We start from the raw sequence: 25,420 nt of genomic DNA, 5'->3' as shown, positions 1-25,420 counted from the left end.
CCGTTGCCCTCGTTGGTGACCAGGTGAGGCTTCACTGTGATTCCTGCACCCTGACCTGCAACGACGTAGTCGCAAACCGGTACCGGGCGCTACTATCATCATGGGCCCGGGGGGACCGGCCCGAAGACTTGGGGGAACAATTGAAAAACAAGACCATCCGTCTCGGTATCGCCGGGGCACTCGCCGCACTCTCGCTTGCGGGCCTCGCCGTTCCGGCGCAGGCCGATGAGTTGATGCATGCCATTCCGCCGGCACCCGCCGATCCCTGTGGCCCGGTCGTCGACTCCGTCAGATTCTGCACGGCACCGGACGGGCATCCTTACCCGGTGCAGGTCAGTGGCGCCGTGGCGCCCGGCAAAGACGGAACTCCCGGCATCGGCGGTGCCCTCCAGGTGGGTAGCACCCTGACCGTCGTTGACGGGAGCTGGGACCCCACGGACGCGATGCTCACGCACCAGTGGCTGCGCGACGATGTGCCGGTCCCGGGCGCCACCGGCGCTACCTACCTGCTCACCACGGCGGACCTCGGCAAGGGCATCCGGGTCGAGACCACGGCAACAGCCCCGGGCTATGCAAAGACGACCCTGCAGTCCGCTCAAACCGCCCTCGTCACGAACGCCGGCGGCGCCGTCCCGTCTCTCGTTGCGGAGAACGTTTACTTCGGTACACCGAGCGACAACCCGGATATGCCCGGCGTGCTCGTGTACGGTGGGGGAATTTTTAAGGGCGCTCCGGACGTCCACCGCCAGTACCAGTGGCTCCGCGACGGGAAGCCGATCCCAGGTGCCACCGCACGCATGTTCGACGCGACGGGATGGGGTCCGACGGGGCTGCTCAGCGTCCGTGTCACCGGCCACGCTCCCGGGTTCAATCCGGCCACCGGGACCTCCAAAGCGGGAAACGTCTCTAACTACAACCCCACTCCTGCCACCGTGGTCACCGGCGGCACCGGCCTGGGGGACGTCCTCACCGGCGCCGATGATGTTCCCTGGTCTTTCAAACCGTTCGAACATCACTACAGATGGCTGCGCGACGGCGTCGCGATTGCCGGAGCCACCGCGCTGACCTACAAGATCACGGCCCAGGACCAGGGTCACACCCTGGTTCTGAGAACCGACGAACTTGGATTCGACGGCACCCATCCCTACTCCAACCGGGTGGTTGTGCCGGCGGCCGCGGGGGTGGAGCTGAAGCAACTGACGAACGTCACCAAGCCGGTCGTGACCGGGACCGCCGTGACCGGCGCTGTGATGAAAGTGTCGGCCGGCACCTGGTCCGTAGCGGCCGATAAACTGAACGTCACCTACGACTGGGTGGTCCCGGGCCAGGAGAAACCGGTCAGCGGAGCGGCTTTCACCCCGGACCAGCCCCAAATTGGCAAGACCCTGACCGTTCTTGTGACCGCCTCAGCCCCTGGTTACACCACAGCCTGGGTAGAAGTCACCGCACCCAAGCCCGTGACCGCGCGTGAGTCGACGCGGGCCATTAGCGGGACCCTGGCCGTCGGGTCGAAGGTGACCTTGACTCCCGACCCCTGGTATGACCGGGCAGGGATCACTTCGGACGTAATGTGGCTGCGCGACGGCGTCCAGATCGCCGGAGCGTACGGCTGGAGTTACGTTCTGACGAAGGCCGACGCCGGCACGAAGCTCTCGGCCTACGTGAACCCGACTGCAACGGGCGGCATGTACCAGACGATCAACGCTTCGGCGAGGGTGGCGGGTCTGCCCCTGACGTCGGCCACCCCGGCGATTGAAGGCACCGTCAAGGCCGGGAACGTCCTGACCGTGAAGCGGGGCACCTGGACCTGGGGCACGGCGTTCAAGTACCGCTGGCTGCGCAACGGTGTCCCGATCTCGGGCGCCACGGAGTCGACTTACAAGGTCCGGACCGCCGACAAGGGCACCAAGCTCACCGTCCGCGTCACGGGCTCCCGGTTCGGTTACACGACCGTCTCCCGGACCAGCGCGGCGCGAATCGCCAGCTAACCCACGGCTCCCCGGGCACACGGCATGACGTGGCCCGGGGCTTTGGCCGGTCCGTCCCGGCTGCCGCGCAGCCATGAAAGAACAGTCTGAATCGCCTTCGGGGGAACGCTCAAGCCTGCCGCGGAGGTGCCGGCCTGGGGCCCGGCCGCCCGCTTGGGGTAGCCGACGTCGGATTCGCCCATTCTTGTGAGACAACTGACCGACGCCATGAGCCCAACAGGGGAGCTGGCATTCACCCAGACGGAAGCGTTCCGGCTTATGATCCGGATAGGGACACGTACGGCTACGTGCGGAATACGGCCAAATCCCAGGCAGTAACGTACGGGTCCTTCACCCTGCCGCTCGATGGCGGTACAGCCCGTCGGTAACGTTTCAGTTCACCGAAGACAGACGGTGGGCTCATGAAAGTTTCATCCATTACGGCCCGGACCGCCTGGGCCGTCGCCGCGCTCGCGGGCCTCGTCCTGCTCTGTTTGGGTCTGGAGCAGACCTTCTACCTCGGAACGGTCACCAATGCCTTCGAAATCGACGGCACCGGGAATACGTGCATTCTGGCCGGCGCCGTGGTGGGCCTGGCCGCCGTCGGCTGGTCGCGGTACCGGGGCGAACACGGCGGGTCGGCGCACGCGGTGCAGGGCACCGCAGGCACAAAAACGTACGGCCCTGCTCCCGGAGTCCGGGGAGCAGGGCCGTACGGGTTTGGAAATCCGGAGGTTACTCCGGAACCACCAGGGCGGGGGTGTCCTTCCGGATGGTTTCGCCGCGGAAGAAGCCCGGATGCTTTTTCGAGGCGAGGAGCATGACCACGACGCCGAGGGCGAGGATGCCGATCCCCAGGATGAACACCAGGCCCACGCCGAAGACCTCCGAGCCGCTACCGAATTCCGGCGACCAGCTGTCCACAGCGGTCTGGAAGAAGACCACGGTGAGAACCAGGCCGCCCACCACCGGGAACAGGAGCCGCATGAAGAAGTTGCGGACGCTGGAGAACAGGCTGTGCCGGAAGTACCACGTGCAGGCGAATGCGGTGAGGCCGTAGTAGAAGCAGATCATCAGGCCCAGGGCCATGATGGTGTCGTTCAGCACGTTCTCGCTGACCACCTTCATGACGGCGTAGAAGCCGCCGGAGATCACGCCGGCCAGGATCGTGGCGTAGCCGGGGGATCCGAAGCGCTTGCTGACCGTCGCGAAGCGCGGCGGGAGCGCGCCGTAGTGGCCCATCGCGAGCAGGCTGCGGGCGGGGGAGGCCATGGTGGACTGCAGGGACGATGCGGTGCCGGAGAGCACGGCCAGGGACATCAGGATGGCCAGCGGGCCCATGACGGGGGAAGCCAGTGCTGCAAAGATGTTCGACTGGTTGTCCGGGTTGTTGAGGCCGATGCCGTCGGTTCCGGTGCCGGCTACCATCATGGTGGCCACGATCGCGACGAGGTAGAGGGCCAGGACGGCGACCGCCGTCGTGGTTCCTGCCCGGCCGGCGGTGCCCTTGCCGCCCTTGGTTTCCTCGTTCACGGTGAGGCAGACGTCCCAGCCCCAGTAGACGAAGACGGCCAGGGACATGCCGGCGGTGAACTGCTCGAAGCTGCCGATCTTCAGCGGGTTGAACCAGTCCCAGCTGAAGGCGATGGAGGTGCCCGCGTCACCCGAGGCGGCGTGGGTGAGTGCCATGACGACGAAGATGCCCAGGACCAGCACCTGGAATCCGACCATGGTGTACTGCACGAGCTTTGTGGCGTGCAGGCCGCGGTAGCTGACCCAGACGGCGAGTGCGACAAACACGAGGCACGTAATGATGTTCACGGCCGTGTTGGAGGTCAGGTCCGCGAGGTCGGGGTTGTTGAACATCTGAGCCAAGAAGAGATAGAAGAAGTCCACCGCGACGCCGGCGAGGTTGGACAGGACGATGATGTTGGCAGCCAGCAGCCCCCAGCCTCCCATCCAGCCGACGAACGGCCCGAACGCCTTCGTGGCCCACGTGAAGGTGGTGCCGCTGTCCGGGGAATCGGCATTGAGCTCGCGGTAGGCGAACGCCACCAGGATCATGGGGATGAACGCGACGATGAAGATCGCCGGCAGCTGCAGGCCGACGGCGCCGACCGCCGGACCCAGTGAACTGGTGAGGCTGTAGGCCGGTGCCACGGAGGAAATGCCCAGGACGACGACGGCGAGCAGGCCCAGCTGGCCGCCCTTGAGTCCCTTGCCGGTGATGCCGTGCTTGGAACCGGCCGGATCGACGACGTCGTGCGCGGTGGTGATGCCGTCTTCGCGGCCGATAGTTTGACTCATTGGTGACCTGTTTTCTGGGAAACGGATGGTTGCTGTCGGGTGATGCCGTGGATGCCACCGCCGCGGGCGAAGAGATGGCATGCGTCGAAGATGTCGATCATGGCTACTCCAGTGAGACGGGCATCACATAAATGAACTGTGTTCATTTAGTATTGGGGCGATCCCGGCGCGAGGCAAGACCTAATATGAATAAAGTTCATTTATTTATTCGGCGCTGGCCTGCGCCTGCGGCAGGGTAGCGCCGGGACGTGTACCTGCGGCGGGGCCGAGACCTGCGCCTGCGGCCGGCCCTCGGGGCCGGCCCGCCACGGGCGAGCCCTCCCCGCGGCGCGGGCCGTAAGGCCCTAGACCATGGAATGGACACAGCAGACTCTGGGCGTATGACTGAAATGAACCTGGGGCCGGCTCCGGACATCAAGACCGCCCAACTCAAGGAGCAGCCGACGGCGGTAGTACGCGAGACCGTCCCGATGAACGCGCTCCGTGACTTCTTTGGCCGTGCCTTCGGCGCCGTCACGGGCGCGGTCCAGGCGCAGCATGTCCAGCTGGCCGGACCCCCGTTCGCGCTCTATCGGGGGATGCCGACCGACGTCGTCGACGTCGAGGCGGGGTTCCCGCTCGCCGCGCCCTTCACGAACGCCGGCGGTGAGGCCACTACGGTCACGGCCGGGACTCTCCCCGCCGGCCAGGCATACGAGGCACTGCACATTGGTTCCTATGAATCGCTGCAGCACACCTACGGGGCGATCATGGAGCGGATGCGGGAAGACGGAGTGAGTCCGGGCGAGGCAATGTGGGAGTACTACCTTAGCGATCCGGGCGCCGAACCGGACCCGGCAAAATGGCAGACCCTTGTGGTCTGGCCGGTCGCCTGAAATGCCCGTCGGAACAACCGCCGGAAGGATGTCCGGAACGGCGTCTGGAAGCGAGCGTCCGGCGCTGTTGGCGCCGTGTTCAGGGCGCTGTTCAGGGCGCCCCTTAGGGCGCCGTTTAGGGGCTATGCCCCGTCGCTTCCGGTGCCGCCAATGACTCATAGTGTCTGATTGGCCACACTTTTCTTCAACTCCATGCATAATGTCCTAAACTGCTTCACTGAGGTGCCTGAAATGGCGCTGCGCAGCAACGAAAGTGAACCCCGATATGGCTACCGATTACGACGCCCCACGCAAGACAGAAGAAGAGTCTCCCGCTGAATCACTGGAGGCCCTCCAGGCGTCCCGCGGTGGTGGCGCCCAGACCGCTGTGATCGACGTCGACGAGAACGACACCGCGGAAGGCATCGATCTTCCGGGGGCGGATCTGTCCGGCGAAGAGCTGACCGTCATTGTTGTTCCCGAGCAGTCCGATGAATTCACGTGCTCCTCGTGCTTCCTCGTCCGTCACCGGTCCCAGGTGGCCCGCGAAAAGAACGGCATGAAGTACTGCCGCGACTGCGAAGGCTAAGGAACCAGCTGGCAGTCTGGCTGCTCCCCGCAGCGGCTGACACAACACTGATGGCCCAACACTGATGGCCCAAGACTGATAGCACAGTGAAGCAACTTGAGGCGCCGGACCCGCAAGGGTGCCGGCGCTTCGCCGTTCCCGGCACGGACCGCCGCTCGGCCTGCGATGAGGCCATGGCCTTCGCTGGTGACATCAGTCCGTGATCAGCAACGCGTCACCTTAACAGTTGGGCGCCGAAACGGTCGAGGGCCTCGCCCGCCGGTTCGGGCCCGCCTACGCTGAGAGGGTCTGATCGTGCTGGCTGTTCAGCCAGTTTCAGGGGGTGGCGGCTTTGAAGGCTTTGAAAAAGACTCAGGTCAAGAAGACCCGGTTGAAGAAGATCCAAGCGTTGTTTGGGGCAGTGCTGATGGCTGTGGGCCTCGGGGTGCTGTCGCCATCCCCGGCCGCCGCGGACCCCTACTGCGGCCTGGTATGGGGTTCACTGCTCAAGACGGATCCGGCCATGAGCCAGGCCAAGGTGGTCAACGTCCGGACCGGACAGCATTACTGTTTTGACCGGCTGGTCATTGACCTCAACGGCCCCGTGGCTGGCTACACCGTGCGCTACGTTCCCCAGGTGGTGCAGGATGGGTCCGGGCTGCCGGTTCCGCTGCGGGGTCAGGCTTTCATTCAGCTCACGGTCAACGCGCCGGCCTATGACGACGCCGGCAACCCCACCTACAACCCGGCCAACAAGAATGAACTCTCCAACGTGGCCGGGTACCAGACGTTCCGGCAGGTGGCGTGGGCGGGCAGCTTCGAGGGCTACAGCAGCCTCGGGCTGGGGGTCCGCGCGCGGCTGCCGTTCCGGGTCCTTACCCTGCCCGGCCCGGGCTCCGGCTCACGGCTCGTGGTGGACGTCGCGCATTTCTGGTAAGTCCGACGGCGACGGGCCGCTCTGAGTGGCAGGCTCGCCAGCGGCTGACTACAGGGAGTCGATTTCGGCCCGGAGCGGGTAGTCCCGACCGTCCAGCACGAGCTGCGTGCAGCGTCCCGTGCCGCGGTTGAGAATGATCGGAGCCATGAGGTTGACCGTCGTGGAACCGGGGGCATGGTTGACCACGATCAGCACCTGGAGTGCCTCCCGCTCGTCGAGCCCGAGAGCCTCCAGGGAGGCTGCCGGGATCGGCGGAGCGTAGCTCGGCGCGAACACGGCGGCATCGGCCAGGAACAGCCGCACCGGGGTGGAAGCGGCCTCCAGCGCGAACAGCCCTGTCGCGCCCTGGACGCTCCGAAGCGAGAAGTCGTGCAGATCCTCAAAGCCCGGCATGGGCGCGGTGAATGTGACGGGCAGGCTGGCGACGGGGGTGTCCATGACGGGGGTGCTCACCGCAGGAAGTCCATCAGGGTGGGCTGCAGGACCCGGGCCGTCGCGGCGAGAGCCACCTGATAGTTAGTCTCCTGAAGTTTCAGGTCCATGATGACACTGCCAAGATCTGCTTTCTCAATGCCCGTCTTCTGTGCATCCAAGGTGGCCTCCAAATCTGTGTTGACGCTGCTGGCGCGGTCCAGCTGGGCTTGGCGTGTTCCGACCTCCGCACGCCCGTTGACGATGTTCTGAACACCGGTCGTGAGCTGGGCCGCCAGCGCGGTCACGTCCGTGTTGTTCCGCAGCCCGTCGACGATCCCGCTGACGGTCTGGAAGATCGAGGAGGTGCCGTCGCCGAAGATGGCCGCGCCGTCGGCATCCACCCGGACGGTCTGGGTATCGCTGATGCGGCGCTCCACGGAGCTGTTGGCAACGCCGTTGAACGTGGGCGGGTTGCCGGGCGTGAACGCGCTGGCGGCGTCCGAGCTTCCGGCAAAGATGTTGCGGCCCAGGTGCCTGCTGTTGGCGATCGACAGCAGGTCCTTGTTCAGGCCTTCCAGCTCGAGGGCGATCGCGTCCCTGCCCGTCTGGTTGAGCGTGCCGTTGCCGGCCTGGACGGTGAGGTCCTGCATTTTGTGGACCACGTTGGTGGCCTGCGACAGGGCTGAGTCGGCTGCCGTGAGCCAGCTGTCGCCGTCGTCGATATTCCGGCCGTACTGGGCGGCGGCGGCGATCCGGGAGCGGGTCTGGAGGGCCTGGGCCGTGGCTGCGGGATCGTCCGAGGGCCGGGAGAGCTTGTTTAGCGTGCCGGCCTTGTCCTGCAGCTCGGCGAGCTTGGACTGCTGTGCCTGGAGGTTGCGTTGGGCGGCAGAGGTCATGGTCAGGCTTGTTACCCGGTTCAGCATGGCTACCTTCCTACCAGTCCGGTGTGATTGATCAAAACATCCAGGGCCTCGTCCACGGCTGTCATGACCCGGGCGGCGGCCTGGTAGGCGTGCTGGTTGGTGAGCAGGCTGACGTTTTCCTCGTCCAGGCTGACGGACGCGGACGACGCGCGGTTGGCGAGGGCGGACGACTCCGAGGCGGTGGTCAGCGACTCATGCTGCTGGGCGCCCCGCGACTGGACGCCGATTCCCGTCACGACGCCGGCCCAGAGGCTGTCCGGTGACCCGGGCCCCGTGCCGAGCTGGGAGATCTTGTCCGCCACACTGTTGTCCAGCTTCCCTGCGCCGGCGCCAATGCCAATAGCGCTGACGTCCTGGGGCAGCACGGCGAGACTCAACGCCGCCGGCATGCCCGAGGCGGGGCTGAAGAAGTCGCCGGCCACGGCCCCGGTGGAAGTCTGGGCGCCGTTGTGAAGAGCGTTGACGGCGTCCCGCAAATTTCCGGCAAACGTGTTGTACGACGCCGCCGCCTCGGCGATAGCGCCGCCGGTGCCGTTGCTGTTTGCCGGCGCCAGGACGGACAGCGCGCCGGCGATTTCGCCGTCGGTGACCGGTACAGCCTGGCCAGGCCGGTCGGCCCATTCAAGCTGGACCGAAGACCCAAGCGAATCCCCGGACTGGGTGCCCGAGAGGGCCAGAGCCCTGACGGACGTTCCCATGACAAGGGCATTGCCGCCGACATGGATGTCCACCGTGCCGTCTGCCTGTTCGCGCACGGTCCCGCCGGTCAGCCGGGAGATCGTTTCGGTGAGCTTGGCCCGCGCGTCGATGAGTTCGTTGGCCGAACCGCCCGCTGCGGTGGTGGAACGAATGGTGGCGTTGTAAGCGGCCACTTGAGCGGCCGCCGCATTGACGGCGTCGACGTTGTCCTGGGCCTGCCCGCGAACGCTGCTCCATTGCGCGGTGAGCGACTGGTAACCGGACGAGATCTTGGCGGTGAGCTCATTGCCGGCCTGCAGGAGCTGCCCCGCCGGAGCGGTTTCCCCGGGCTGGTTGGCCGCGCCCTGCCAGGCGGACCAGAACGTCTGCAGGGATGCGGAGATCCCGTTGTCGCCGGGTTCCTGCAGGATTCCCTCGATGCCCTGGAGCACGGAGGACCGGACGCTGGCGAAGCCGGCCTGGGCTCCCGCCGAGCGGACGCCGGCATCCAGGAAGCTGCTGCCGAGCCGGGCGATGCCGTCCACGGAAACACCGTTGCCGGACTCCGGGCGGCCTGAGCCGAAAAGACCCGGGGCCGGGGCAGCAATCGAGGACTGCTGCACGCGCTGCCGGGTGTAGCCCTCGGTGGCCGCGTTGGCGATGTTCTGGCCGGCGACGTTCAGGCCCTGCTGGGCGGCGGTCAGCCCCCGGTAGGCGGTATTCAGGGCGCCAAAGGTGCTCATGGTCGCTTCCTTAGAATTGCTTGTCGAAGAGGCGGGAGCCGGCGGTTTCCCCGGTCTTGCCATGGGAGTCGTAAGTGCCGGCGGCCGCGGCGGGCCGGAGATCGGCCAGGGACTCCTGGGTGGAGCGGACTGCGGTGCGCAGGTACTGCTCGTTGGAGTCGCGCAGTTCCTTGATGAGGGCCGTCTGGCGGGTCAGTGCGGCCAGGTGGGCGGTCAGAACTTCGGACCAGGCACCCTCCGGGGCCGCGGCAGCCAGCTCGCCGAGGGACGCGTCCGACGGCAAACCCCAGGTTTCGGCCACGACGGCGGCCTCGATGGTGCGCGCCAGGCTCGCCTTGGAGAGGTGTTCGAGGACCTGCTCGACTTCTTTGGTGCCGTGAGCCAGCCAGCGGGATTTGCCTGAGGTGAGGAGCAGTTGCTCTTCCTCCAGCTTGAAAGTGAGAACGTCCAGGAGTTCACGCTCCCGCCACAGCAGGGCTGAAAGTTCGTGGATGGCCATGTTCGGGACGGCTCCCTCATGTGTGAATGTAGCGGGCGACAGGTGCGGTGGTGCCGGGGAGGCCGATTGATCGTGCGGACGATTCAGCCACCAGCAGGGTTCGTAGAAACTATCGGCAGGGCTGCGGGATGCGTTAGCAGCAATGCGGCGGATAACAAGGGCGTTCTTGGCAATCGGGCAGGAGCGCGGACAAGAGCGCGTGAACTGGGAAAACTTTTTCGCCGATTCCCCTTACCTGAGTTATCCGCCGGGCGATAACTACTCCTGAAGGCCCACGGATGGGCCGTCGCTTACAGTCCCACTCACGGAGGAAACACCATGGGCATGATGATTAACACCAACACGATGGCGAACAACGCCTACCGCAACCTCAACAACACCCAGGACGTTGTGTCCAAGTCGATGGAGAAGCTCTCCAGCGGCCTGCGCATCAACCGTGCTGCTGACGACGCTGCCGGCCTGTCCATCTCTGAAGGCCTGAAGTCCCAGGTCACCGGCTCGGCGCAGGCTTCACGCAACGCCCAGGATGGCATCAGCGTCATCCAGACCACCGAAGGCGCCCTGACCGAAGTCCACTCGATCCTGCAGCGCATGCGTGACCTCGCTGTCCAGGGCGCTAACGACACCAACAACGTGGCTGCCCGCAACGCCATCAAGGGTGAAGGCGACTCGCTGGGCAAGGAACTGGACCGCCTCACCAAGTCCACGAACTTCAACGGCATCGACCTGCTCCAGGGTGCTGCTGGCAACAGCGGCGCTACCTTGAGCATCCAGGTCGGCACCGGCGGCACCGCCAACGACAAGATCGACATCACCCTCGGTGACGTTCCCACCGCCGTTGGCACGCTGGCTGGCGCTGCCGCTTCTGCAGGCTTCCTGGTCGACACTGCGGCCAACGCCCAGACCACGATCGGCACCATCGACACCGCCATCGCTGCTGTCTCCGCTCAGCGCGCAGACCTGGGTGCAACCCAGAACCGCCTGGAACACGCCACCAAGACCCTCCAGGTCTCCGGCGAGAACCTGTCGGCTGCTGCGTCCCGCATCACCGACACCGACATGGCACAGGAAATGGTCAAGTTCACCAAGGCCAACATCATGTCCCAGGCCGGTACCGCAATGCTGGCTCAGGCCAACCAGTCCGGCCAGGGCGTTCTGTCGCTCCTGCGCTAGTCAATAGCGGAACCGTAACAACGGATTCCATGGTCGCCTGTGGCGGTTAGGTCGGGCCCATCCCGCCTGACCGCCACTGGCGTCTGACCTACGCCGCCGGTCACGGCCCCAAACTTTTCCGGAAGGAACCCCCGTGGGAACAGCAATCGACGGACTGTCCAGCGGCCTGGACACAACGTCCATGATTAACTCCCTCATGGCCGTCGAGGCACTGCCGCAGACGCAACTGAAGACGAAGCTGGCCTCCGACCAGTCGATGATCACATCGCTGCAGGGCCTCAACACCCGTCTGACGCTCCTCAACAGCACCGCCTCCGGAGATGCCACCGTCAACGCACTGAATCTGTTCACCGCGAGCACCTCGGCGCCGTCCCTCACCGCCACCGCGAACACCTCTGCGGCGGCCGGGTCCCTCGATGTCACGGTCACCAAGCTCGCGCAGACCCAGGTCGATGTCACCGCAGCGATGGCATCGTGGCCCGTCGATGCCGGGGGAGCGCCCGCGAAGCTGACAATCGTCGATGCCATAGGCAAGCAGACCGAGATCGCCCCGGCCTCCACGTCGCTCGACGACGTCGTCACCGCCATTAACGCCGCTTCCGGAGGCGCCGCCGCGGTGAAAGTCCCGGCCGGCAACGGCACCTACCGCCTCCAGCTCACCGCGACCGCATCCGGCGCAGCTGGCGCGTTTCAGATCTACCAGGGCAGCGCCGCGGACGTCACTGCCGGCACCGCCACGGACCTGATGTCCGATCCTGCCGCCGCCGTCGTGAGGACCGCCCAGGACGCCGAAGCCGTCCTGTACGCAGGCACCGCCGCCGAGCAGAAAATCACCTCGGCAACGAACACTTTCACCAACCTGCTCCCCGGCGTCTCGGTCACTGCGACGGCTGTCAGCGCCGCACCGGTAACCGTGACCGTCGCCAGCGACACCGCGGCGATATCCCAGAAGGCATCGGATCTCGTCAAAGCTGTCAATGATGCACTCGGCTTCATCTCCGACAACAGCTCCGTCACCACCACCACAACGGCGGACGGAACCTCGGCCGCCAAAGGCGGAATCTTCACCGGCAACTCCAGCGTCCGCGCCGTCGGCGATGCCCTGCTCACCGCAATGGCGGCCCCGGTCAACGGCAAGTCCCCGTCCGAGTACGGGATCGTGATCACCCGCGATGGGAACTTCACCTTCGATAAGGACAAGCTGGCGGCGGCGATGGCGAGCGACCCGGCCGGGACCAGTGCCGCGCTCCAGACAATTGCCTCCCGCGTCGCCACCTCGACGAACAACGCCACAGACCCGGTCCAGGGTTCCGTGACGTCCCTCATCAAGGGTCAACAATCCGAGGTCGCAGACCTGAACGACCAGATCTCCAACTGGGATACGCGGCTAGCGAACCGCCGGGCGACCCTTCAGGCCCAGTTCACCAATATGGAAGTTCTGCTGGGTGGGCTGAAGGCGCAGTCATCCTGGCTTACAGGCCAGCTTGCCGGGCTCTCCACGTCATCCTCGAGCTCGAGCGGAAACTAGCCAATGTCCAGCAGCGCTGTCCATCGCTGGGGCCCCGGCCGCCCGCTCGATAGCACCCCGGGGAGCGTCGATACCAGGGCAGTTTGGACCGCGATCCTGGACCGGCTCGAGGCTGACATTGGGGTGGCCTTTTCAGGGGTGGAACCCGAACCGTGGGCACCTCCCGTTTTACCGGGCCCCATCCCGGCCGAGCTGGAAGACCGAGCGCGCCGGGTCCTGAATGCTCAAGAGGAAAGCATTGCTATCCTCACGAAGACCAGGCAGGTCGCCGCAGCGCACCTGGAGGCTCTCAATTTAGTCCCGGCATCGTCCGGAGCAGGCCACGCACTGCTCATTGACGTCCGGGGCTGACATGACCTCCCGTGTGGATGTGACCGCGTCTCACGGGAACCCGCCGGAGATAGCCCGGCATTTTTTGCTAACGCATGACCCCTCGCATGCCGAGAGCAGAAGGTAAGCAGGGATTACCCGAAGCACGGCCACGAAATCGGCCGTGTTGTTCCTACCCGGAAGGCAGGCCGCTATGTCCCATGTGTCCTCCTCGCAGAAGGTTTTCGTGTGGCCTTTCACCACCATCACCATCAAGAGCGAGGGCAACATCGTCACGGTCACGCCAGCCACCAGCTCCATTGACGATGTTGCCGCCGCGGTCAACGGCGCAAATGCCGGCGTTACGGCCAGTAAGGTGCCTGCCGGCGGCGGCCAGTACCGGCTGGAATTTGCGGCGTCCAAATCCGGTGCGGCTGCAACGATCGTCGCCGACTTGAACGGGAAGAGCGCCCACGTAAAATTCGGCGAGCAGGCCGGTGCTTCGGCGGACCTTCCTGCCGGCTGGGACAGCGGGCTCGTCGCCCGAAAGTCCGTTCTGCAGCGTTCGCAGGCCGCGCTCGAAGTGTCACTCAGTGAAATTAAGTCCCAGTCTGCCTGGCTCTCCTCGCAGATCTTCGGTCCCTCCACAGGAAGCACACCAGCATGACCACCACAAGCTTTGGAAGCGCAGCCCAACGGAACCAGTACCTGGCGGATTCTGTGCTCTCCGCTCCTCCCGCACGCCTCCTGACCATGCTCTACGACCGCCTTCTGCTGGATCTTGGACGGGCCGAGACGGCCCAGCAGGGCGCCAATTGGCCGGTCGCCGCGGAAAACCTCCTGCATGCACAGGCCATCATTGCTGAATTGACCTCGTCCTTGAAGGTCGACGCCTGGGACGGTGCCGACGGACTCCTCGGCATCTACAATTACGCCTTCACCGCGCTGGTTAACGCCAACATCCAGCGCGACCCGGCCCTCACACGGGAGGCAATTGACCTCCTGGAACCCCTGCGCCAGGCCTGGCATGAAGCCGCCGCGTCCGTTCCGGCGCCACCGGCAGTCCCCTCCGCAGCGGCTGCACCCGCCTTTGCCGGCACCGGGACCTGGAACGCCCAGCCGGGCACAGGTGGCGGGAGCCTCGGTTTTGGCTAACCAGACCGACACGGAGTCCGGCCTTGGGGAAGCCGGATCCACCAACGCCGCATCACTTCCTGCGGAGGCCATGCCCGTCGACGCCGGCTTGGCCGCTTGGATGGCTGTCTTGGACGTGCTTGAAATGGCGGTCCAGGCTGCCGAGCGCACCCTGAAGGATCCGCTGGGCCCGCTCGCCATAGCAGCAGGATCCGTGGCGGAGCCCCGGGCGGAAAGACGCTGGTCCCCGCCGTCGGTGCCCGGGCCGCTGCCGGCCGCAGCACGGCGCCGCGCCGTCGCCCTGGCCGCGGCCCAGGAACGCGTTGCCCTCAGGCTGGAGGAGGCCCGGCAGGACATGGCCCGGCAGCTCCAGGCGGTGTCCTCAGTACCGGGCGTCGGAGACCCGTCCAGTGCGATCTACCTCGACGTGAACGGCTGAAGTTTCCTCGGCCCGAATCTTTCGGATAACAGTCGCATTTTCTCCTAACGCAGCGCTGACCAGTGCCGATAACCACTGTAAGAGCACGGATCGCTCGTTTACCGGCCACGGATTGGCCACCCTCACCTTTCCCAGGCAGGACTCTGTGCTCGAATCCGTGACTTCCGCCGCCCTGGCCAGCGCCATGGACGGGTTGGCATTTCGCCAGCGCACTATCGCGAACAACATCGCGAACGTCAACACACCGAATTACCACGCGAAGCGCGTCAGCTTCGAGGACGCCCTGGCGGCGTCAGTGCAGTCCGGGGACGGCCACGTGCAGGCAACGACGGCGGAATCCCTGGAACCCACCCAGCTGAACGGCAACAACGTCAACCTGGACACCGAGACCCTGTCCAACATCGACACCGTGCTGCGCTTCCAGTTCGCCGCCCGCGCCGTCAATAACGAATTCACCGCCATACGCTCCGCCCTGAGGACCAGCTGATGACCTTCGACATGATCGGCATCGCCGGCTCCGCCCTCACCGTCCACCGCAAGTGGCTCGATGCTGTCTCGGACAACCTCGCCAACATGAACAACGCCTCCGCCACCAGCGGCCCCGCTTTTCAGGCCCGGTACGTCGAGGCCGCCGAAGGGTCGGACGGCTCCGGCGTGTACGTCAAGAGCACCCAGCTCGGCAGCGCCGCGGGCCGGATCGTTTACCAGCCGGACCACCCGCTGGCTGATGCCAACGGCAACGTGAAGTACCCGGACATCGACATGGCTGAACAAATGGGCGCGCTCATCATCGCCCAGCGTGGCTACCAGGCCAACGCGCAGGTGGTGGACCGCGCCCGCGAAACGTACACGGCCGCCCTTGAGATTGGACGCTCCTAATGACTGTTGCCCCCATCGCCCCCGTCCAGGGTGTCCTGCCGACCAATTACGTCGGCGGCGCCAGCCCTGTCGCCGGCACGGACGGCTCCGCCTTCGCCACCTCCCTCACCGGTGCGGTGGACAACCTCCAGCAGCTGCAGTCGACGTCGAACCAGCTGGCTGTCTCCGCCGTCACCGGCAACCTGGACGACATCCACAACGCCACGCTCGCCGCCACCCGCGCCCAGGTCACGCTGGAACTCATGTCCACGGTGCGCAACAAGGGCGTTGACGCGTTCAACGAGATCATGAGGATGCAGGCCTGATGCCTCCGCAGATAACCGCGTTGTTCCAGCGCGTCGGCACGGGCCTGAAGAGCTTCACCGCCGGCCAGCGCACCCTCGCCGTGATCGGTGCTGCCCTGCTGGTGGTGGGTATCGTGGCCCTGTCCGCCTGGCTCACCCGCCCGGCCCTGACCCCGCTGTTCTCTGGCCTGAAGAGCACCGATGCCAGCGGAATCGTGGATCAGCTCAAAAAGGACAACGTTCAGTACGAACTCAGCGACGGCGGCGCCACCATCCTGGTCCCGCAGGACAAGGTCTACGACGAGCGGCTCAAGGCGGCCTCCGCCGGCCTGCCGACCGCTGCAGCAACCGGGTACTCCCTCCTGGACAAGATGGGGGTGACGTCCTCGGAATTCCAGCAGTCCGTCACCTACAAGCGGGCGCTCGAAGGGGAACTCGCCAGCACGATCGAAGCCATGGACGGCGTGAAGACCGCCGCCGTCCGGCTCGCGATCCCGGAGAAGACCGTCTTTGTGTCCAAGACCCCCGACACCACGGCCTCAGTCTTTGTCGAAACCGCCGCGGGGACCACGCTCTCCAGCGACAAAGTGCAGGCCATCGTCCACCTGACCTCCGCCGCGATCGAGAACCTCAAGCCGGACAACGTGTCGGTGGTCGACTCCCAAGGCAATGTGCTCTCCACTGTCGGCGGCGGCGCCACAGGCTCGACCTCCAAGCAGGCCAGCGACTACCAGAACCGTACGTCCGACGCCGTGAAGGCAGTCCTGGACCGAGTGGTGGGTCCCGGGAATTCCACGGTAGCGGTCGCCGCCGACGTCACCGGGGAATCCGCCCAGCAGACGAGCGAAACGTTCTCCAACACCGCCGGCGCCCTGCCGCTGAGCGAATCATCCAAGACCGAGAAATACACGGGAACCGGGGGAGGGGCCGCGGGCGTCCTCGGCCCGGACAACATCGCCGTTCCCGGCGGCACCAGTGGCAACGGCAACTTCGATTCCACCACCGAGACCAAGAACAACGCCGTCAACAAGGTCACCGAGGACCGGGTCATCCCGGCGGGAGCCGTCAAACGCCAGACCATTTCCGTAGCGGTCAGCCAGGCCGCCGCCAACGGCCTGAACCTCGTGTCGCTGAAGAACCTCGTCACCTCCGCAGCCGGCGTCGATGCCACGCGCGGCGACGTCGTCACCGTTGAGGTGGTGCCGTTCAGCACCGCGGCCGCCGATGACGCCGCCAAAGCACTTGCCGAGGCCCAGGCCAACGCGGAGGCCGAGAGGCAGGCCGCGTTCTTCGGAACCCTCGTCACGGCCGGCAGCATCCTGCTCGGCCTGCTGATCCTGGCTCTGGTGGTCACGATCATCCTGCGGCGCCGCCAGAAGCGCGAGCCCGTGGACCTCGGTGAACGCCTGGATCTGGAGATCGTGCCGGTGGTCGCGCCCGTCACCGCCCTTCCGCCGGCCCCGGCGACGTCGGCGATCCCGATCTCCGCCCTGCCGCCGCTTCCGGGACCGACCACCGAGCAGCTGGAGTCCGAGCAACGCCGGCTGGAGATCGACAACATGGTCGCCGCCAACCCGGAGCGGGCCGCCGACTACCTGCGCAGCCTCATGGATGACAGGCAGCCGGCATGAAACCAGCCGATACCGTCCTGACCGGCACCCAGCGCGCCGCCGTCGTCCTGATGCAGATGAGCCCCGAGAACGCCGCCAAGGTCATGGCCCAGCTCACTGACACGGAGGCGGAGGAGATTGCCGCCGAGATCGTCAAGCTCCGCAAAGTGGACCCGGACGTCGCCGAACAGATCATGAAGGACTTCCACCAGGCCGCGCAGACCAACTCCCGCCAGGCCCGGGGCGGCCGGGAACTCGCCGAAGGCCTGCTCGAGGCGTCCTTCGGCTCGGAAAAGGCGGCCGGACTCATCAACCGCCTCACGGTCAACATGGCCGGCAAGTCCTTCGAGTTTCTCGAAGACATCGAACCCGTGCAGATCTTGGCCTTGATCGACGGGGAACTGCCGCAAACCATCGCCCTGGTCCTGGCCCACCTCAGCCCGCGCAAGGCCTCGGCCGTCATGTCCGGGCTGCCCGGCTCGCTGCGCGCCGACGTCGCCCTCAGCATCGCCACCATGGGATCCGGCGCGCCCGAGGCGATCGGGATCGTCGCCGATACCCTCAAACTCCGCGGCGGTGCCGCCGTATCCCAGCAGGCCTCAAAAGTGGTGGGCGGCATCCAGCCGCTGCTGGAGATCATCAACCGGACCGACGCCGGTACGGAACGATCCGTGCTGGACGGCCTGGACCTGCTCGACCCCGACCTCGCGGTGGAGATCCGCGCCCAGATGGTGACGTTCGACGACATCGTGAAACTGGAACGCCGCGACGTGCAGCTGGTGCTCCGCGGCCTCGACGCGTCTGTCCTGGCGATCGCCATGAAGGGCGCCTCCGAGACGGTCCTGGAAACCATCACCACCAACGTCTCCGGGCGCAACCTCGAAATCCTCGAATCCGAGATCGCTGCCCTTGGCCCGCTGCGTGCCTCGCAGATCGAAGAGGCCCGTGCCGCCGTCGTCCGGTCCATCCGCGAGCTCGAAGCCGACGGCCAGGTCACCATCCAGCGCGGGGACGAAGAAGACTATGTCTACTGACAGCGGCGCAGCCCCTGCCCCGGCGCGCGTCGTCTTTCCCTCGCTGCGGGCGAACGGGCCGGCCGCCGAACAGGCCGGCTACACCGAGGGCCACGCCGCAGGCTACGCCGCCGGCGTGCGGGCCGCCGCGAAGGAACAGCGCCGCTGGCGGGACCGCATGGCCGCCGAACAGGCCGCCTCCCTGGCCGCCGGGCAACAGGACCTGGACCGTGCCGTGCGCGCCCTGGCCGTCGCCCGGAACGACTTCGCCCACCGCAACGTGCAGGCCCTGCAAGACGCCGAAGAGATCCTGGCACGTACCGCGCTGGAACTGGCCGAGGCCATCCTCGGCTACGAACTCGCCGAAGGCACCAGGACCGCGCGCGCCGCCCTGGCACGTGCCCTCTCCGGGAGCGACACCGCCACCGTGCTGGCGATCCGGCTGCACCCTGCAGACATCGACGTCCTTACCCGGGAAGGGCAGGAACTGCCCGCCGGGCTGCCGCTCGTCCCGGATCCCTCCTTGGGCCGGGGCGACGCGAAGGTCGAATACCAGCAGGGCTGGTTCGACGCCGGCCTGCGCAGTTCCCTGGAACGTGCCCGCACGGCCCTGCTGGGGGAGTCCGGGCAGGCCGACGCCGGTTCTGGCACCGGCGTTATTGGCGGCGGACTGCCGGCTGGCGGCCTTCCCGGCGCCGGCGCCTATCGGGGCCAGGCATGATCGCCGAGTGGCGCCCGAAGGGTGCCGACTACGCCGCCGCGCTGGCCGCGGCTGCCCCGCAGAGGGTCGGCGTCGTCACCTCCGTCGTTGGGCTGGGCCTTGAAGTCTCCGGGCTCGACTGCGCGCTGGGAGACCTCGTCACGGTGGGGGAGAACCCCTGCCTCGACGCCGAAGTGGTGGCCGCGCTGGAGGGCTCCGTCCGCTGCATGCCACTGGGCCGTCTCGCAGGTGTGGCCGCCGGAGACCCCGTCCGTGCCAAGGGCGGCGCCGTGCTGGTCCCCACCGGCCGGGGCCTCTTCGGCCGGGTCCTTGACGGGCTCGGACGTCCGATCGACGGCAAGGGTCCGCTGCTCAGCGGTCCGCGCGTGCCGATTGACAACGAGGCGCCGAACGCCATGAAACGTGCCCGCATCGATACGGCACTGCAGACCGGGGTGCGCGTCCTGGACACCATGACGACGCTCGGCAAGGGCCAGCGCATGGGCCTCTTTGCCGGGTCCGGCGTCGGCAAATCCTCCCTGCTGTCGATGATCGCCCGCGGCACCGACGCCGAGGTCTCGGTGATTGCCCTTGTCGGTGAACGCGGCCGCGAAGTCCGGGAGTTCCTCGAGGATGACCTCGGCGCCGCCGGCCTGGCGCGCTCCGTGGTAGTGGTCGCCACCTCCGACGAACCCGCCCTCATGCGGATGCGCGCAGCCTTCACCGCCACCCGGATCGCCGAGTCCTTCCGCGACCAGGGCCAGGACGTGGTCCTGATGATGGACTCCCTCACCCGAGTAGCCATGGCCCAGCGCGAGATCGGCCTCTCGGCCGGCGAGCCTCCGGCCACCCGGGGCTACCCGCCGTCGACCTTTTCCATCCTGGCCCGTCTCCTGGAACGCGCCGGCACTGCCGAAACCGGCTCCGTAACCGGCATCTATACCGTCCTGGTGGACGGTGATGACCACAACGAGCCCATCGCCGACGCGGCCCGGTCCATCCTGGACGGTCACGTCGTGCTGGACCGCAAACTGGCCGTCACAGGGCATTTTCCGTCCGTGGACGTGCTCGGATCGGTGTCCCGGGTGGCCAGCAAGGTCAATGCCCGGCCGAACCTCGACGCCGCCGCCACACTCCGCCGGGTCCTCGCGGCCCGCAAGGGCGCACAGGACCTGATCGACGTCGGCGCCTACCAGGCCGGGACCAACCCGCTGGTGGACGCCGCGCTGAACCACGAGCACGAGGTCAGCGCGTTCCTCCAACAGCCGATGGACGAATCCACGGCGCACTCCGAGTCCTGGCAGCGGCTCGGCTACCTTACTTCGATCCTGGGAGCAGCAGCATGAACCGCGAATTCTCTCTGGCAGGGCTCCTGCGCCTCCGCCAGCTCCAGCAGGACCAGGCTGCCACCGGACTGGCGCGGGCCCGCTCACGCTCCAGTTCCGTCCGGGTCCGCGAAGCCGCCGCCCAGCGCGAGCTTGCCGCCACGGATGACCCCATCTCCAGCTCGGCCTCCTTGCGTGCCGTGGCCGCCGCCCGGTCCTCCTCCCACAGCATGCTCGCGGACCTGCAAAACCTCACGCACCTGGCCGAAGCCGAAGAGGCCGCCGCCCGCGCCGAGTTCATCGCCGCCCGCACGCGCTCCGTGGGCCTGGAAAAACTGCAAGCCCGCCACGACGCCGAGATCAATTCCGCGGACCTGCGCGCCGAACAGTCCGCCCTCGACGAGATCGCCTCGACGCTCTGGCACCGCGACGAACAGCAGGTGAAGCCATGAGCATGACAGAGGCAATCGGCCGGATGCAGGGCATCCAAGCGATGATCGCGGAACTGTCCCGGCCGGCGGCCACGGCGGAGACCAACGCGGCCGCGGTCAAGGCAGCCGCGGCCACCTCGCTCGCGACCGCCACGGGCACCGGCGACTCCGCTTCCTTCACGCAGGCACTCGCCGCGGCCATGGGCGGGACCGGCGCCACGGATGCATCCTCCCTCACGGACAGCTTGGGGCTCGGCAGCTCGCTGGGACTCGGCAGCACGACGGGGACCGGCATGGCCGGGTTCACCGGCGTGGCCGGGCTCACCGGCGCCCAGGCAACGGGCACGGTGCACACGGGCGCGGCGGCGACGGGTAACGACGTGGTGGCGGCGGCCAAGAAGTACATCGGTGTTCCCTACGTGTGGGGGGGCACCAATCCGGCCACCGGCATGGACTGCTCCGGCTTCACACAGCGGGTGTTCAAAGACCTCGGCGTGGAGATTCCCCGCGTGGTGAGCGACCAGATGCGCCAAGGCACCCCGGTGGCCTCCCTCGCCGAAGCGAAACCCGGCGACCTGCTGGTGAGCTTCGGCGGCAACCACGTTTCCATCTACCTGGGCAACGGCAAGGCGATCGACGCACCCGTACCCGGCAAGACCATCCAGATCCGCGACGCCTGGGAGCAGCAGTCCAACCTGACTTCCATCCGGCGCATAGTTCCTGCCGGGACGGCATCGTGAAGGCCGCGGCATCGGGGGATCTCGCGACCGCGCTGGCCGCCTCGGCACCGGCCCGGGCAGCACGTCAGGGAGCAGACCCGCGGCCCGGCAACGGCAGCCCGGACACTGCGTCCTTCGACTCGGTTCTCACCGACGTCCAGGGTTCGGCAGGGATCGGCCCAGCAGGCAACGGTAACCTCGCGGACCCCGCCACCGAGGCAGAGCCCGCCGCCAACCCCGAGCCCGCTACTGACAACGAGTCCAACGCCACGCCCGGACGGCCCGAGCTTCAGGGCGCCGGCCGTCCGGCCAATCAGGCATCCGGCCGACTCACGGAAAATGCGTCCGACTGGGTGCCCGCCAACGCCGGCTTCCCCGAAGCCGCCTCAACGGCGGTCGGCGAGCGGACGCCAGACGTGCCCGTGCGTGACGGCGACCTGACCGGTGTTTCAGCGGCAGGCGCCGCTGCAAAACCGACGACGGCGGCCGACGACGAAGCCGATTCCGCGCCCTCTGCAGCAGGTTCCGCGCCGTCCGACGCCGCTTCTCCCGCCGTTGCCGGCTTTGCATGGCAGGCGCAGTATGCCTCCGCCCAGTGGGTCCCCGCCCAATTTGCCGCTTTCGCGCAACCCGGACAGCCAGCCCCGGTGGGACCGCCAGCGCAGCCCGGACAAGCAGCCCAGGCCGTGGCCTCGGACGGTCACGGTAGCCCCCGCGCTGCGGCACCGGCTTTCCCCGCCCCCGCGGCAGCAGGCGCACCCGCCCCTACGCCCGCGGCAGCGGGTCCCGCCGGCGTGCCGGCCGCCGCGGCAGAGGGTACAGCCGCACCCGCCGCCCTCGGAATGCCCGACGCCCGGCTCCAGATGCCCGGCGCGATCCCCGTTCGTCCCGTCGCGGGCGGTGATTCGTCTGCCGTTGCTGCCGCGCAGATCGCGGGCGCGGTACCGTCCTCGGGGCCGACGGCAGCCATTGGCGGATCAGCCGGTGCCGCGTCCGCTGCACCCGTTCCTGCCCTGGCGGCTGCACCGGAGCCCGGTGTGGGTGCGCTAGCGGCCTCGCCCGCCACCGGCGCGGCAGGTGCCGCGTCTGCAGCGGGTCCCGCCTCGGTGCTCGCTGGCTCGCCCGCCGGTGCAGTTTCCGCCACGGCCGAGGCAACCACGCTGCCGCGCGAGGCCGCGGCGGCCACTGCTCAAGCGAAGGCGCCAACGAAGGCCACGGCAGGTGAATCGGCCCAGGCAGGGCCGGGACGCAGTGCGGTGCTTGGCAGTTCGACACCGGTCAACCCGGCGGCCAGCACTCCTGTTGCCATGGCGGGAGCTCCGCTTTCGGGCAGGGGAGAGGCCGCCGCCGTAGCGACCGTCAGAGCCACCGCCGTCGCTCCGTCAGCCGCCGGACAATCGGCGATTACCTCGGCCGGCAGCACCGCAGCCAGCAATGTCCTGGGCAGCAGAGTGGCCCCCGCAGCCGCCGTGGTGCCGCATGGAGCCCTAACGGACCCTGCACAAGCAAAGGCACAGGCACCAAGCACCGCGGAAGCGCTGACGGATCAGGTGAGTGGAGGTCCGGCTGGCGCAGTGGCGGTACCTGTTCAGTCGCTGACAGCCGGCACAACCATGCCCCAGCCGGCTGCGCAGGCCGCTGCCCAGCCGCCGTCGCAGCCGGCGCCCCAGCCCGCGGAACCCCTTCAGCCTCAGCTGGCCAAACCGCTCTTCACCCTGGTGGGGGCGCCCCGCGGCGAGCACATCATGACGCTCAAGGTCAGCCCGGAAGATCTGGGTCCGCTGACGGTACGGGCCCAGATCGACGCCGCGGGTGTGCGGATTGAACTCTTCGCGCCGGGCGAGGCTGGACGTGAGGCGGTCCGGGGAATCCTGCCCGAACTCCGCAAGGAGCTCGCCGACGCCGGATTCGGGGCCAGCCTTGACCTGTCCGATCACAGCGGTCCCATGGGCCTCGGCCAGAACGGGGGTCAGCACGGAGGCCAGCACGGCACGGCCCAGGACCGGGCGGGCACCCAGTACGCAGCCGGACGGGAGTCCGGCGGCGGCGGAAACGGCTCTGGTCCCAGCGGCCGCAACGACCTGGCCGAGCAGCGCCCCGGTCACCGCTGGGACGCGCTGGCTGATGGCCAAGCCGTGCGCGCCGCCAGGATTTTGAACGGCCCCCAGACCACCCTCGACATTCTTGTCTGACACGAAGGAACGCGACATATGACGATTCAGCCGATCGCATCCCAGCCAGTGACGCCGGCGGGAGCAGCCGCCCCGGCGTCTGCTGCCCGGACACCCGCTCAGTCCATGGATGCCAACGTGTTCATGACCCTGCTCGTGGCCCAGCTCAAGAACCAGAACCCGAGCGCGCCCATGGACACCAACCAGATGATGAGCCAGACCCTCCAGCTCTCCACGATGGAAAAAATGACTGAACTGACCACCAACAGCAAGGAGGGTTTCTCCCTCCAGATGCGGACGGCGGCAGCCCAGCTGATCGGCCAGTCGGTGGGCTACACCCTCGCGGACGGCACCACCGGGACGGGCATCGCCAGCTCCGTCAGTTATGCGGGCTCGGTCCCGGCCGTCAAGGTCGGCGACATCACCGTTCCCCTCGACTCCATCACCGGGCTTACTGCTCCGGCCGCATCCTAACCAGTTCTTTACCCGTAGAAAGGCAGTTCCCATGCTCCGCTCGCTGTACTCCGGAATCTCCGGCCTTCGCGCCCACCAGACCATGCTCGACGTCACCGGCAACAACATTGCCAACGTCAACACCGCCGGCTTCAAGGCATCCTCCACCCAGTTCCAGGACACCCTGTCCCAGCTGCAGCAGGGCGCCTCCGGTCCGCAGGCCGGAACCGGCGGCAGCAACCCCGCCCAAATCGGTCTCGGCGTCCGCGTGGCCGGAGTCACGACCAACTTCAGCCAGGGCTCTTCGCAGAGCACCGGCCGCGCCACGGACATGATGATCTCCGGCGACGGTTTCTTCGTGACCAGCAAGGGCGGCCAGCAGCTCTTCACCCGCGCCGGCTCGTTCAGCCCCGACGCGGCCAACCAGCTGGTGAGCCCCGACGGCGGCATCCTCCAGGGCTGGACCGCCACCAACGGCGTGATCAACGCCGGTTCTCCCGTCGGCGACATCACGCTGAACCCCAACACCATGGTTGCGAAGGCCACGGACACGGTGACCATGGACGGGAACCTGCCCAGCGATGCCCTCGTTACCGACGCTCCACTGGACCGCGTCGTCAATGTCTACGACGCGGCCGGCGCCGAGCGCAGCCTGACAGTGACATTCGCCAAGAGCGCTAGCGGCTGGAACGTCACCGCAAAAGACGGGGCAACGACGTCGACCATTCAGCTCGCGCAGCAGTCGAACGGCCAGCTCACCCCCAGCGGGGCCTTGAGCGTATCCGGCATCACGGTGGACCTCTCCAAGGTCTCCGGCTACGCCTCCATGAGCTCCCTGACCGTCAGCGGCCAGAACGGCGCAGCCGTCGGCAAGCTCGAGTCCTACACGCTGGGCAACGACGGCTCCCTGGTGGGGTCCTTCAGCAACGGCATCAAGCAGGTCCTGGCCAAGATCGCCCTCGCCAAGTTCACCAACCCCGGTGGCCTGGAGAAGGCCGGTGGCTCCTCCTACGTGGCCACCGGCAACTCCGGCGGCGTGCAGCTGGGTGCTGCGGGCGACCCCGGCATGGGCACCCTGACCGCCGGATCCCTGGAAATGTCCAACGTGGACCTGTCCCAGGAATTCACCAACCTCATCGTCGCGCAGCGCGGCTTCCAGGCCAACGCCCGCATCATCACCACCTCGGATGAGGTTCTGCAGGAACTGACCCAGCTGAAGCGCTAGCCCCGGGGTTGCTCTATCACTTATGGCTGCTATTCGAGCGGCAAAGTCAACTGGTTGGAGCAACGCCGGGGTTTAGGCTGCGTGCAGCAGCTGGTTCAGCCGGTTGGCTGGGGTCTCCAGGTTCAGGGTGGGTCGGG

Annotated in this window: 26 protein-coding genes; 21 read left to right on the top strand and 5 right to left on the bottom strand. The window is 67.2% G+C overall.

Annotation, left to right across the window (positions count from 1 at the left end):
• Nucleotides 1-140: 140 nt before the first annotated feature.
• Nucleotides 141-1,988: a hypothetical protein gene (locus ABD243_RS00845; protein ID WP_344360976.1), complete on the top strand. Its 1,848-nt coding sequence runs from the start codon at nt 141-143 to the stop codon at nt 1,986-1,988.
• A gap of 714 nt (nt 1,989-2,702) precedes the next feature.
• On the opposite strand, the gene ABD243_RS00840 is transcribed toward ABD243_RS00845, so the two are convergent.
• Nucleotides 2,703-4,274: an APC family permease gene (locus tag ABD243_RS00840; protein ID WP_254788267.1), complete on the bottom strand. Its 1,572-nt coding sequence runs from the start codon at nt 4,272-4,274 to the stop codon at nt 2,703-2,705.
• 380 nt (nt 4,275-4,654) lie between these two features.
• On the opposite strand from ABD243_RS00840, the gene ABD243_RS00835 reads away from it, so the two are divergent.
• From ABD243_RS00835 to ABD243_RS00825, 3 genes are all read left to right on the top strand, one after another.
• Nucleotides 4,655-5,149: a GyrI-like domain-containing protein gene (locus tag ABD243_RS00835; protein WP_344360971.1), complete on the top strand. Its 495-nt coding sequence runs from the start codon at nt 4,655-4,657 to the stop codon at nt 5,147-5,149.
• 265 nt (nt 5,150-5,414) lie between these two features.
• Nucleotides 5,415-5,717 carry a DUF4193 domain-containing protein gene (locus ABD243_RS00830; protein WP_090956868.1) on the top strand — a complete coding sequence of 101 codons (303 nt, stop codon included), beginning with the start codon at nt 5,415-5,417 and terminating at the stop codon, nt 5,715-5,717.
• A 370-nt stretch (nt 5,718-6,087) separates the two neighbouring features.
• On the top strand, nt 6,088-6,633 hold the full coding sequence (locus tag ABD243_RS00825) for an AMIN-like domain-containing (lipo)protein (RefSeq protein ID WP_425547101.1): 546 nt from the start codon (nt 6,088-6,090) through the stop codon (nt 6,631-6,633).
• Between the two features lie 48 nt (nt 6,634-6,681).
• On the opposite strand, the gene fliW is transcribed toward ABD243_RS00825, so the two are convergent.
• From fliW to ABD243_RS00805, 4 genes are read right to left on the bottom strand one after another with little or no spacing between them, the layout of a single operon-like run.
• On the bottom strand, nt 6,682-7,086 hold the full coding sequence (gene fliW, locus ABD243_RS00820) for a flagellar assembly protein FliW (RefSeq protein WP_116767016.1): 405 nt from the start codon (nt 7,084-7,086) through the stop codon (nt 6,682-6,684).
• Nucleotides 7,083-7,970, bottom strand: a complete 888-nt coding sequence (gene flgL / locus ABD243_RS00815; RefSeq protein WP_344360965.1) for a flagellar hook-associated protein FlgL — start codon at nt 7,968-7,970, stop codon at nt 7,083-7,085. Before flgL ends, fliW begins: the two co-directional genes overlap by 4 nt.
• A gap of 2 nt (nt 7,971-7,972) precedes the next feature.
• Nucleotides 7,973-9,391 carry a flagellar hook-associated protein FlgK gene (flgK, locus tag ABD243_RS00810; protein WP_344360963.1) on the bottom strand — a complete coding sequence of 473 codons (1,419 nt, stop codon included), beginning with the start codon at nt 9,389-9,391 and terminating at the stop codon, nt 7,973-7,975.
• Between the two features lie 10 nt (nt 9,392-9,401).
• Nucleotides 9,402-9,890: a flagellar protein FlgN gene (locus tag ABD243_RS00805; RefSeq protein WP_344360961.1), complete on the bottom strand. Its 489-nt coding sequence runs from the start codon at nt 9,888-9,890 to the stop codon at nt 9,402-9,404.
• Nucleotides 9,891-10,208: 318 nt separating this feature from the next.
• Between ABD243_RS00805 and ABD243_RS00800 the strand changes: the two genes are divergently transcribed.
• The 17 genes from ABD243_RS00800 to ABD243_RS00720 all read left to right on the top strand — a co-directional run bounded on the left by ABD243_RS00800 (nt 10,209) and on the right by ABD243_RS00720 (nt 25,283).
• Nucleotides 10,209-11,063, top strand: coding sequence for a flagellin N-terminal helical domain-containing protein (locus ABD243_RS00800; protein WP_344360958.1), 855 nt, complete (start codon nt 10,209-10,211; stop codon nt 11,061-11,063).
• Nucleotides 11,064-11,196: 133 nt separating this feature from the next.
• Nucleotides 11,197-12,591 (top strand): flagellar filament capping protein FliD, encoded by a 1,395-nt coding sequence (gene fliD / locus ABD243_RS00795; RefSeq protein WP_344360956.1) that lies wholly within the window; start codon nt 11,197-11,199, stop codon nt 12,589-12,591.
• A gap of 523 nt (nt 12,592-13,114) precedes the next feature.
• On the top strand, nt 13,115-13,567 hold the full coding sequence (locus ABD243_RS00790) for a flagellin hook IN motif-containing protein (RefSeq protein ID WP_344360954.1): 453 nt from the start codon (nt 13,115-13,117) through the stop codon (nt 13,565-13,567).
• On the top strand, nt 13,564-14,055 hold the full coding sequence (gene fliS / locus ABD243_RS00785; protein ID WP_344360952.1) for a flagellar export chaperone FliS: 492 nt from the start codon (nt 13,564-13,566) through the stop codon (nt 14,053-14,055). Before ABD243_RS00790 ends, fliS begins: the two co-directional genes overlap by 4 nt.
• Nucleotides 14,048-14,473, top strand: a complete 426-nt coding sequence (locus tag ABD243_RS00780) for a hypothetical protein (protein ID WP_344360949.1) — start codon at nt 14,048-14,050, stop codon at nt 14,471-14,473. The genes fliS and ABD243_RS00780 overlap by 8 nt, the downstream gene beginning before the upstream one ends.
• A gap of 145 nt (nt 14,474-14,618) precedes the next feature.
• On the top strand, nt 14,619-14,960 hold the full coding sequence (locus ABD243_RS00775) for a flagellar basal body rod protein FlgB (protein ID WP_344360946.1): 342 nt from the start codon (nt 14,619-14,621) through the stop codon (nt 14,958-14,960).
• Nucleotides 14,960-15,352, top strand: coding sequence for a flagellar basal body rod protein FlgC (locus ABD243_RS00770; RefSeq protein WP_116767007.1), 393 nt, complete (start codon nt 14,960-14,962; stop codon nt 15,350-15,352). The genes ABD243_RS00775 and ABD243_RS00770 overlap by 1 nt, the downstream gene beginning before the upstream one ends.
• The gene (fliE, locus tag ABD243_RS00765; protein ID WP_116767006.1) at nt 15,352-15,657 is read left to right on the top strand and encodes a flagellar hook-basal body complex protein FliE; all 306 of its coding nucleotides are present in this window, start codon (nt 15,352-15,354) and stop codon (nt 15,655-15,657) included. Before ABD243_RS00770 ends, fliE begins: the two co-directional genes overlap by 1 nt.
• Nucleotides 15,657-17,267 (top strand): flagellar basal-body MS-ring/collar protein FliF, encoded by a 1,611-nt coding sequence (gene fliF / locus ABD243_RS00760; protein WP_344360938.1) that lies wholly within the window; start codon nt 15,657-15,659, stop codon nt 17,265-17,267. Before fliE ends, fliF begins: the two co-directional genes overlap by 1 nt.
• Entirely contained in the window at nt 17,264-18,280 is a 1,017-nt protein-coding gene (gene fliG / locus ABD243_RS00755; protein WP_344360936.1) for a flagellar motor switch protein FliG, read from the top strand. Before fliF ends, fliG begins: the two co-directional genes overlap by 4 nt.
• Entirely contained in the window at nt 18,270-18,980 is a 711-nt protein-coding gene (locus tag ABD243_RS00750; RefSeq protein WP_344360933.1) for a FliH/SctL family protein, read from the top strand. The genes fliG and ABD243_RS00750 overlap by 11 nt, the downstream gene beginning before the upstream one ends.
• A complete protein-coding gene (locus ABD243_RS00745; protein WP_344360931.1) occupies nt 18,977-20,305 on the top strand; it encodes a FliI/YscN family ATPase in 1,329 nt (442 codons plus the stop codon). The genes ABD243_RS00750 and ABD243_RS00745 overlap by 4 nt, the downstream gene beginning before the upstream one ends.
• Nucleotides 20,302-20,736, top strand: a complete 435-nt coding sequence (locus ABD243_RS00740) for a flagellar FliJ family protein (RefSeq protein WP_344360929.1) — start codon at nt 20,302-20,304, stop codon at nt 20,734-20,736. Before ABD243_RS00745 ends, ABD243_RS00740 begins: the two co-directional genes overlap by 4 nt.
• Complete coding sequence (locus tag ABD243_RS00735; RefSeq protein WP_344360928.1) at nt 20,733-21,455, top strand: C40 family peptidase; 723 nt, start codon at nt 20,733-20,735, stop codon at nt 21,453-21,455. The genes ABD243_RS00740 and ABD243_RS00735 overlap by 4 nt, the downstream gene beginning before the upstream one ends.
• Nucleotides 21,452-23,626, top strand: a complete 2,175-nt coding sequence (locus ABD243_RS00730) for a flagellar hook-length control protein FliK (RefSeq protein ID WP_344360927.1) — start codon at nt 21,452-21,454, stop codon at nt 23,624-23,626. Before ABD243_RS00735 ends, ABD243_RS00730 begins: the two co-directional genes overlap by 4 nt.
• 18 nt (nt 23,627-23,644) lie before the next feature.
• On the top strand, nt 23,645-24,079 hold the full coding sequence (locus ABD243_RS00725; RefSeq protein WP_344360925.1) for a flagellar hook assembly protein FlgD: 435 nt from the start codon (nt 23,645-23,647) through the stop codon (nt 24,077-24,079).
• Nucleotides 24,080-24,110: 31 nt separating this feature from the next.
• Nucleotides 24,111-25,283 (top strand): flagellar hook protein FlgE, encoded by a 1,173-nt coding sequence (locus tag ABD243_RS00720; protein ID WP_344360922.1) that lies wholly within the window; start codon nt 24,111-24,113, stop codon nt 25,281-25,283.
• Nucleotides 25,284-25,420: the final 137 nt, after the last annotated feature.

The sequence above is a fragment of the Arthrobacter humicola genome (assembly GCF_039531445.1).
In the GTDB taxonomy this organism is placed as follows: Bacteria; Actinomycetota; Actinomycetes; order Actinomycetales; family Micrococcaceae; genus Arthrobacter; species Arthrobacter humicola.
Note: the sequence above shows the minus strand (reverse complement) of the source record. Positions and strands in the feature narration are given on the sequence as shown.

What these genes read in the sequence shown, in the direction of transcription:
- ABD243_RS00840 (WP_254788267.1), bottom strand. Translation starts at nt 4,274, where the DNA reads ATGAGTCAAACTATCGGCCGCGAAGACGGCATCACCACCGCGCACGAC.
- ABD243_RS00835 (WP_344360971.1), top strand. Translation starts at nt 4,655, where the DNA reads ATGACTGAAATGAACCTGGGGCCGGCTCCGGACATCAAGACCGCCCAA.
- ABD243_RS00830 (WP_090956868.1), top strand. Translation starts at nt 5,415, where the DNA reads ATGGCTACCGATTACGACGCCCCACGCAAGACAGAAGAAGAGTCTCCC.
- flgL (WP_344360965.1), bottom strand. Translation starts at nt 7,970, where the DNA reads ATGCTGAACCGGGTAACAAGCCTGACCATGACCTCTGCCGCCCAACGC.
- flgK (WP_344360963.1), bottom strand. Translation starts at nt 9,391, where the DNA reads ATGAGCACCTTTGGCGCCCTGAATACCGCCTACCGGGGGCTGACCGCC.
- ABD243_RS00805 (WP_344360961.1), bottom strand. Translation starts at nt 9,890, where the DNA reads ATGGCCATCCACGAACTTTCAGCCCTGCTGTGGCGGGAGCGTGAACTC.
- ABD243_RS00800 (WP_344360958.1), top strand. Translation starts at nt 10,209, where the DNA reads ATGGGCATGATGATTAACACCAACACGATGGCGAACAACGCCTACCGC.
- ABD243_RS00790 (WP_344360954.1), top strand. Translation starts at nt 13,115, where the DNA reads ATGTCCCATGTGTCCTCCTCGCAGAAGGTTTTCGTGTGGCCTTTCACC.
- fliS (WP_344360952.1), top strand. Translation starts at nt 13,564, where the DNA reads ATGACCACCACAAGCTTTGGAAGCGCAGCCCAACGGAACCAGTACCTG.
- ABD243_RS00770 (WP_116767007.1), top strand. Translation starts at nt 14,960, where the DNA reads ATGACCTTCGACATGATCGGCATCGCCGGCTCCGCCCTCACCGTCCAC.
- fliE (WP_116767006.1), top strand. Translation starts at nt 15,352, where the DNA reads ATGACTGTTGCCCCCATCGCCCCCGTCCAGGGTGTCCTGCCGACCAAT.
- fliF (WP_344360938.1), top strand. Translation starts at nt 15,657, where the DNA reads ATGCCTCCGCAGATAACCGCGTTGTTCCAGCGCGTCGGCACGGGCCTG.
- fliG (WP_344360936.1), top strand. Translation starts at nt 17,264, where the DNA reads ATGAAACCAGCCGATACCGTCCTGACCGGCACCCAGCGCGCCGCCGTC.
- ABD243_RS00750 (WP_344360933.1), top strand. Translation starts at nt 18,270, where the DNA reads ATGTCTACTGACAGCGGCGCAGCCCCTGCCCCGGCGCGCGTCGTCTTT.
- ABD243_RS00745 (WP_344360931.1), top strand. Translation starts at nt 18,977, where the DNA reads ATGATCGCCGAGTGGCGCCCGAAGGGTGCCGACTACGCCGCCGCGCTG.
- ABD243_RS00740 (WP_344360929.1), top strand. Translation starts at nt 20,302, where the DNA reads ATGAACCGCGAATTCTCTCTGGCAGGGCTCCTGCGCCTCCGCCAGCTC.
- ABD243_RS00735 (WP_344360928.1), top strand. Translation starts at nt 20,733, where the DNA reads ATGAGCATGACAGAGGCAATCGGCCGGATGCAGGGCATCCAAGCGATG.
- ABD243_RS00725 (WP_344360925.1), top strand. Translation starts at nt 23,645, where the DNA reads ATGACGATTCAGCCGATCGCATCCCAGCCAGTGACGCCGGCGGGAGCA.
- ABD243_RS00720 (WP_344360922.1), top strand. Translation starts at nt 24,111, where the DNA reads ATGCTCCGCTCGCTGTACTCCGGAATCTCCGGCCTTCGCGCCCACCAG.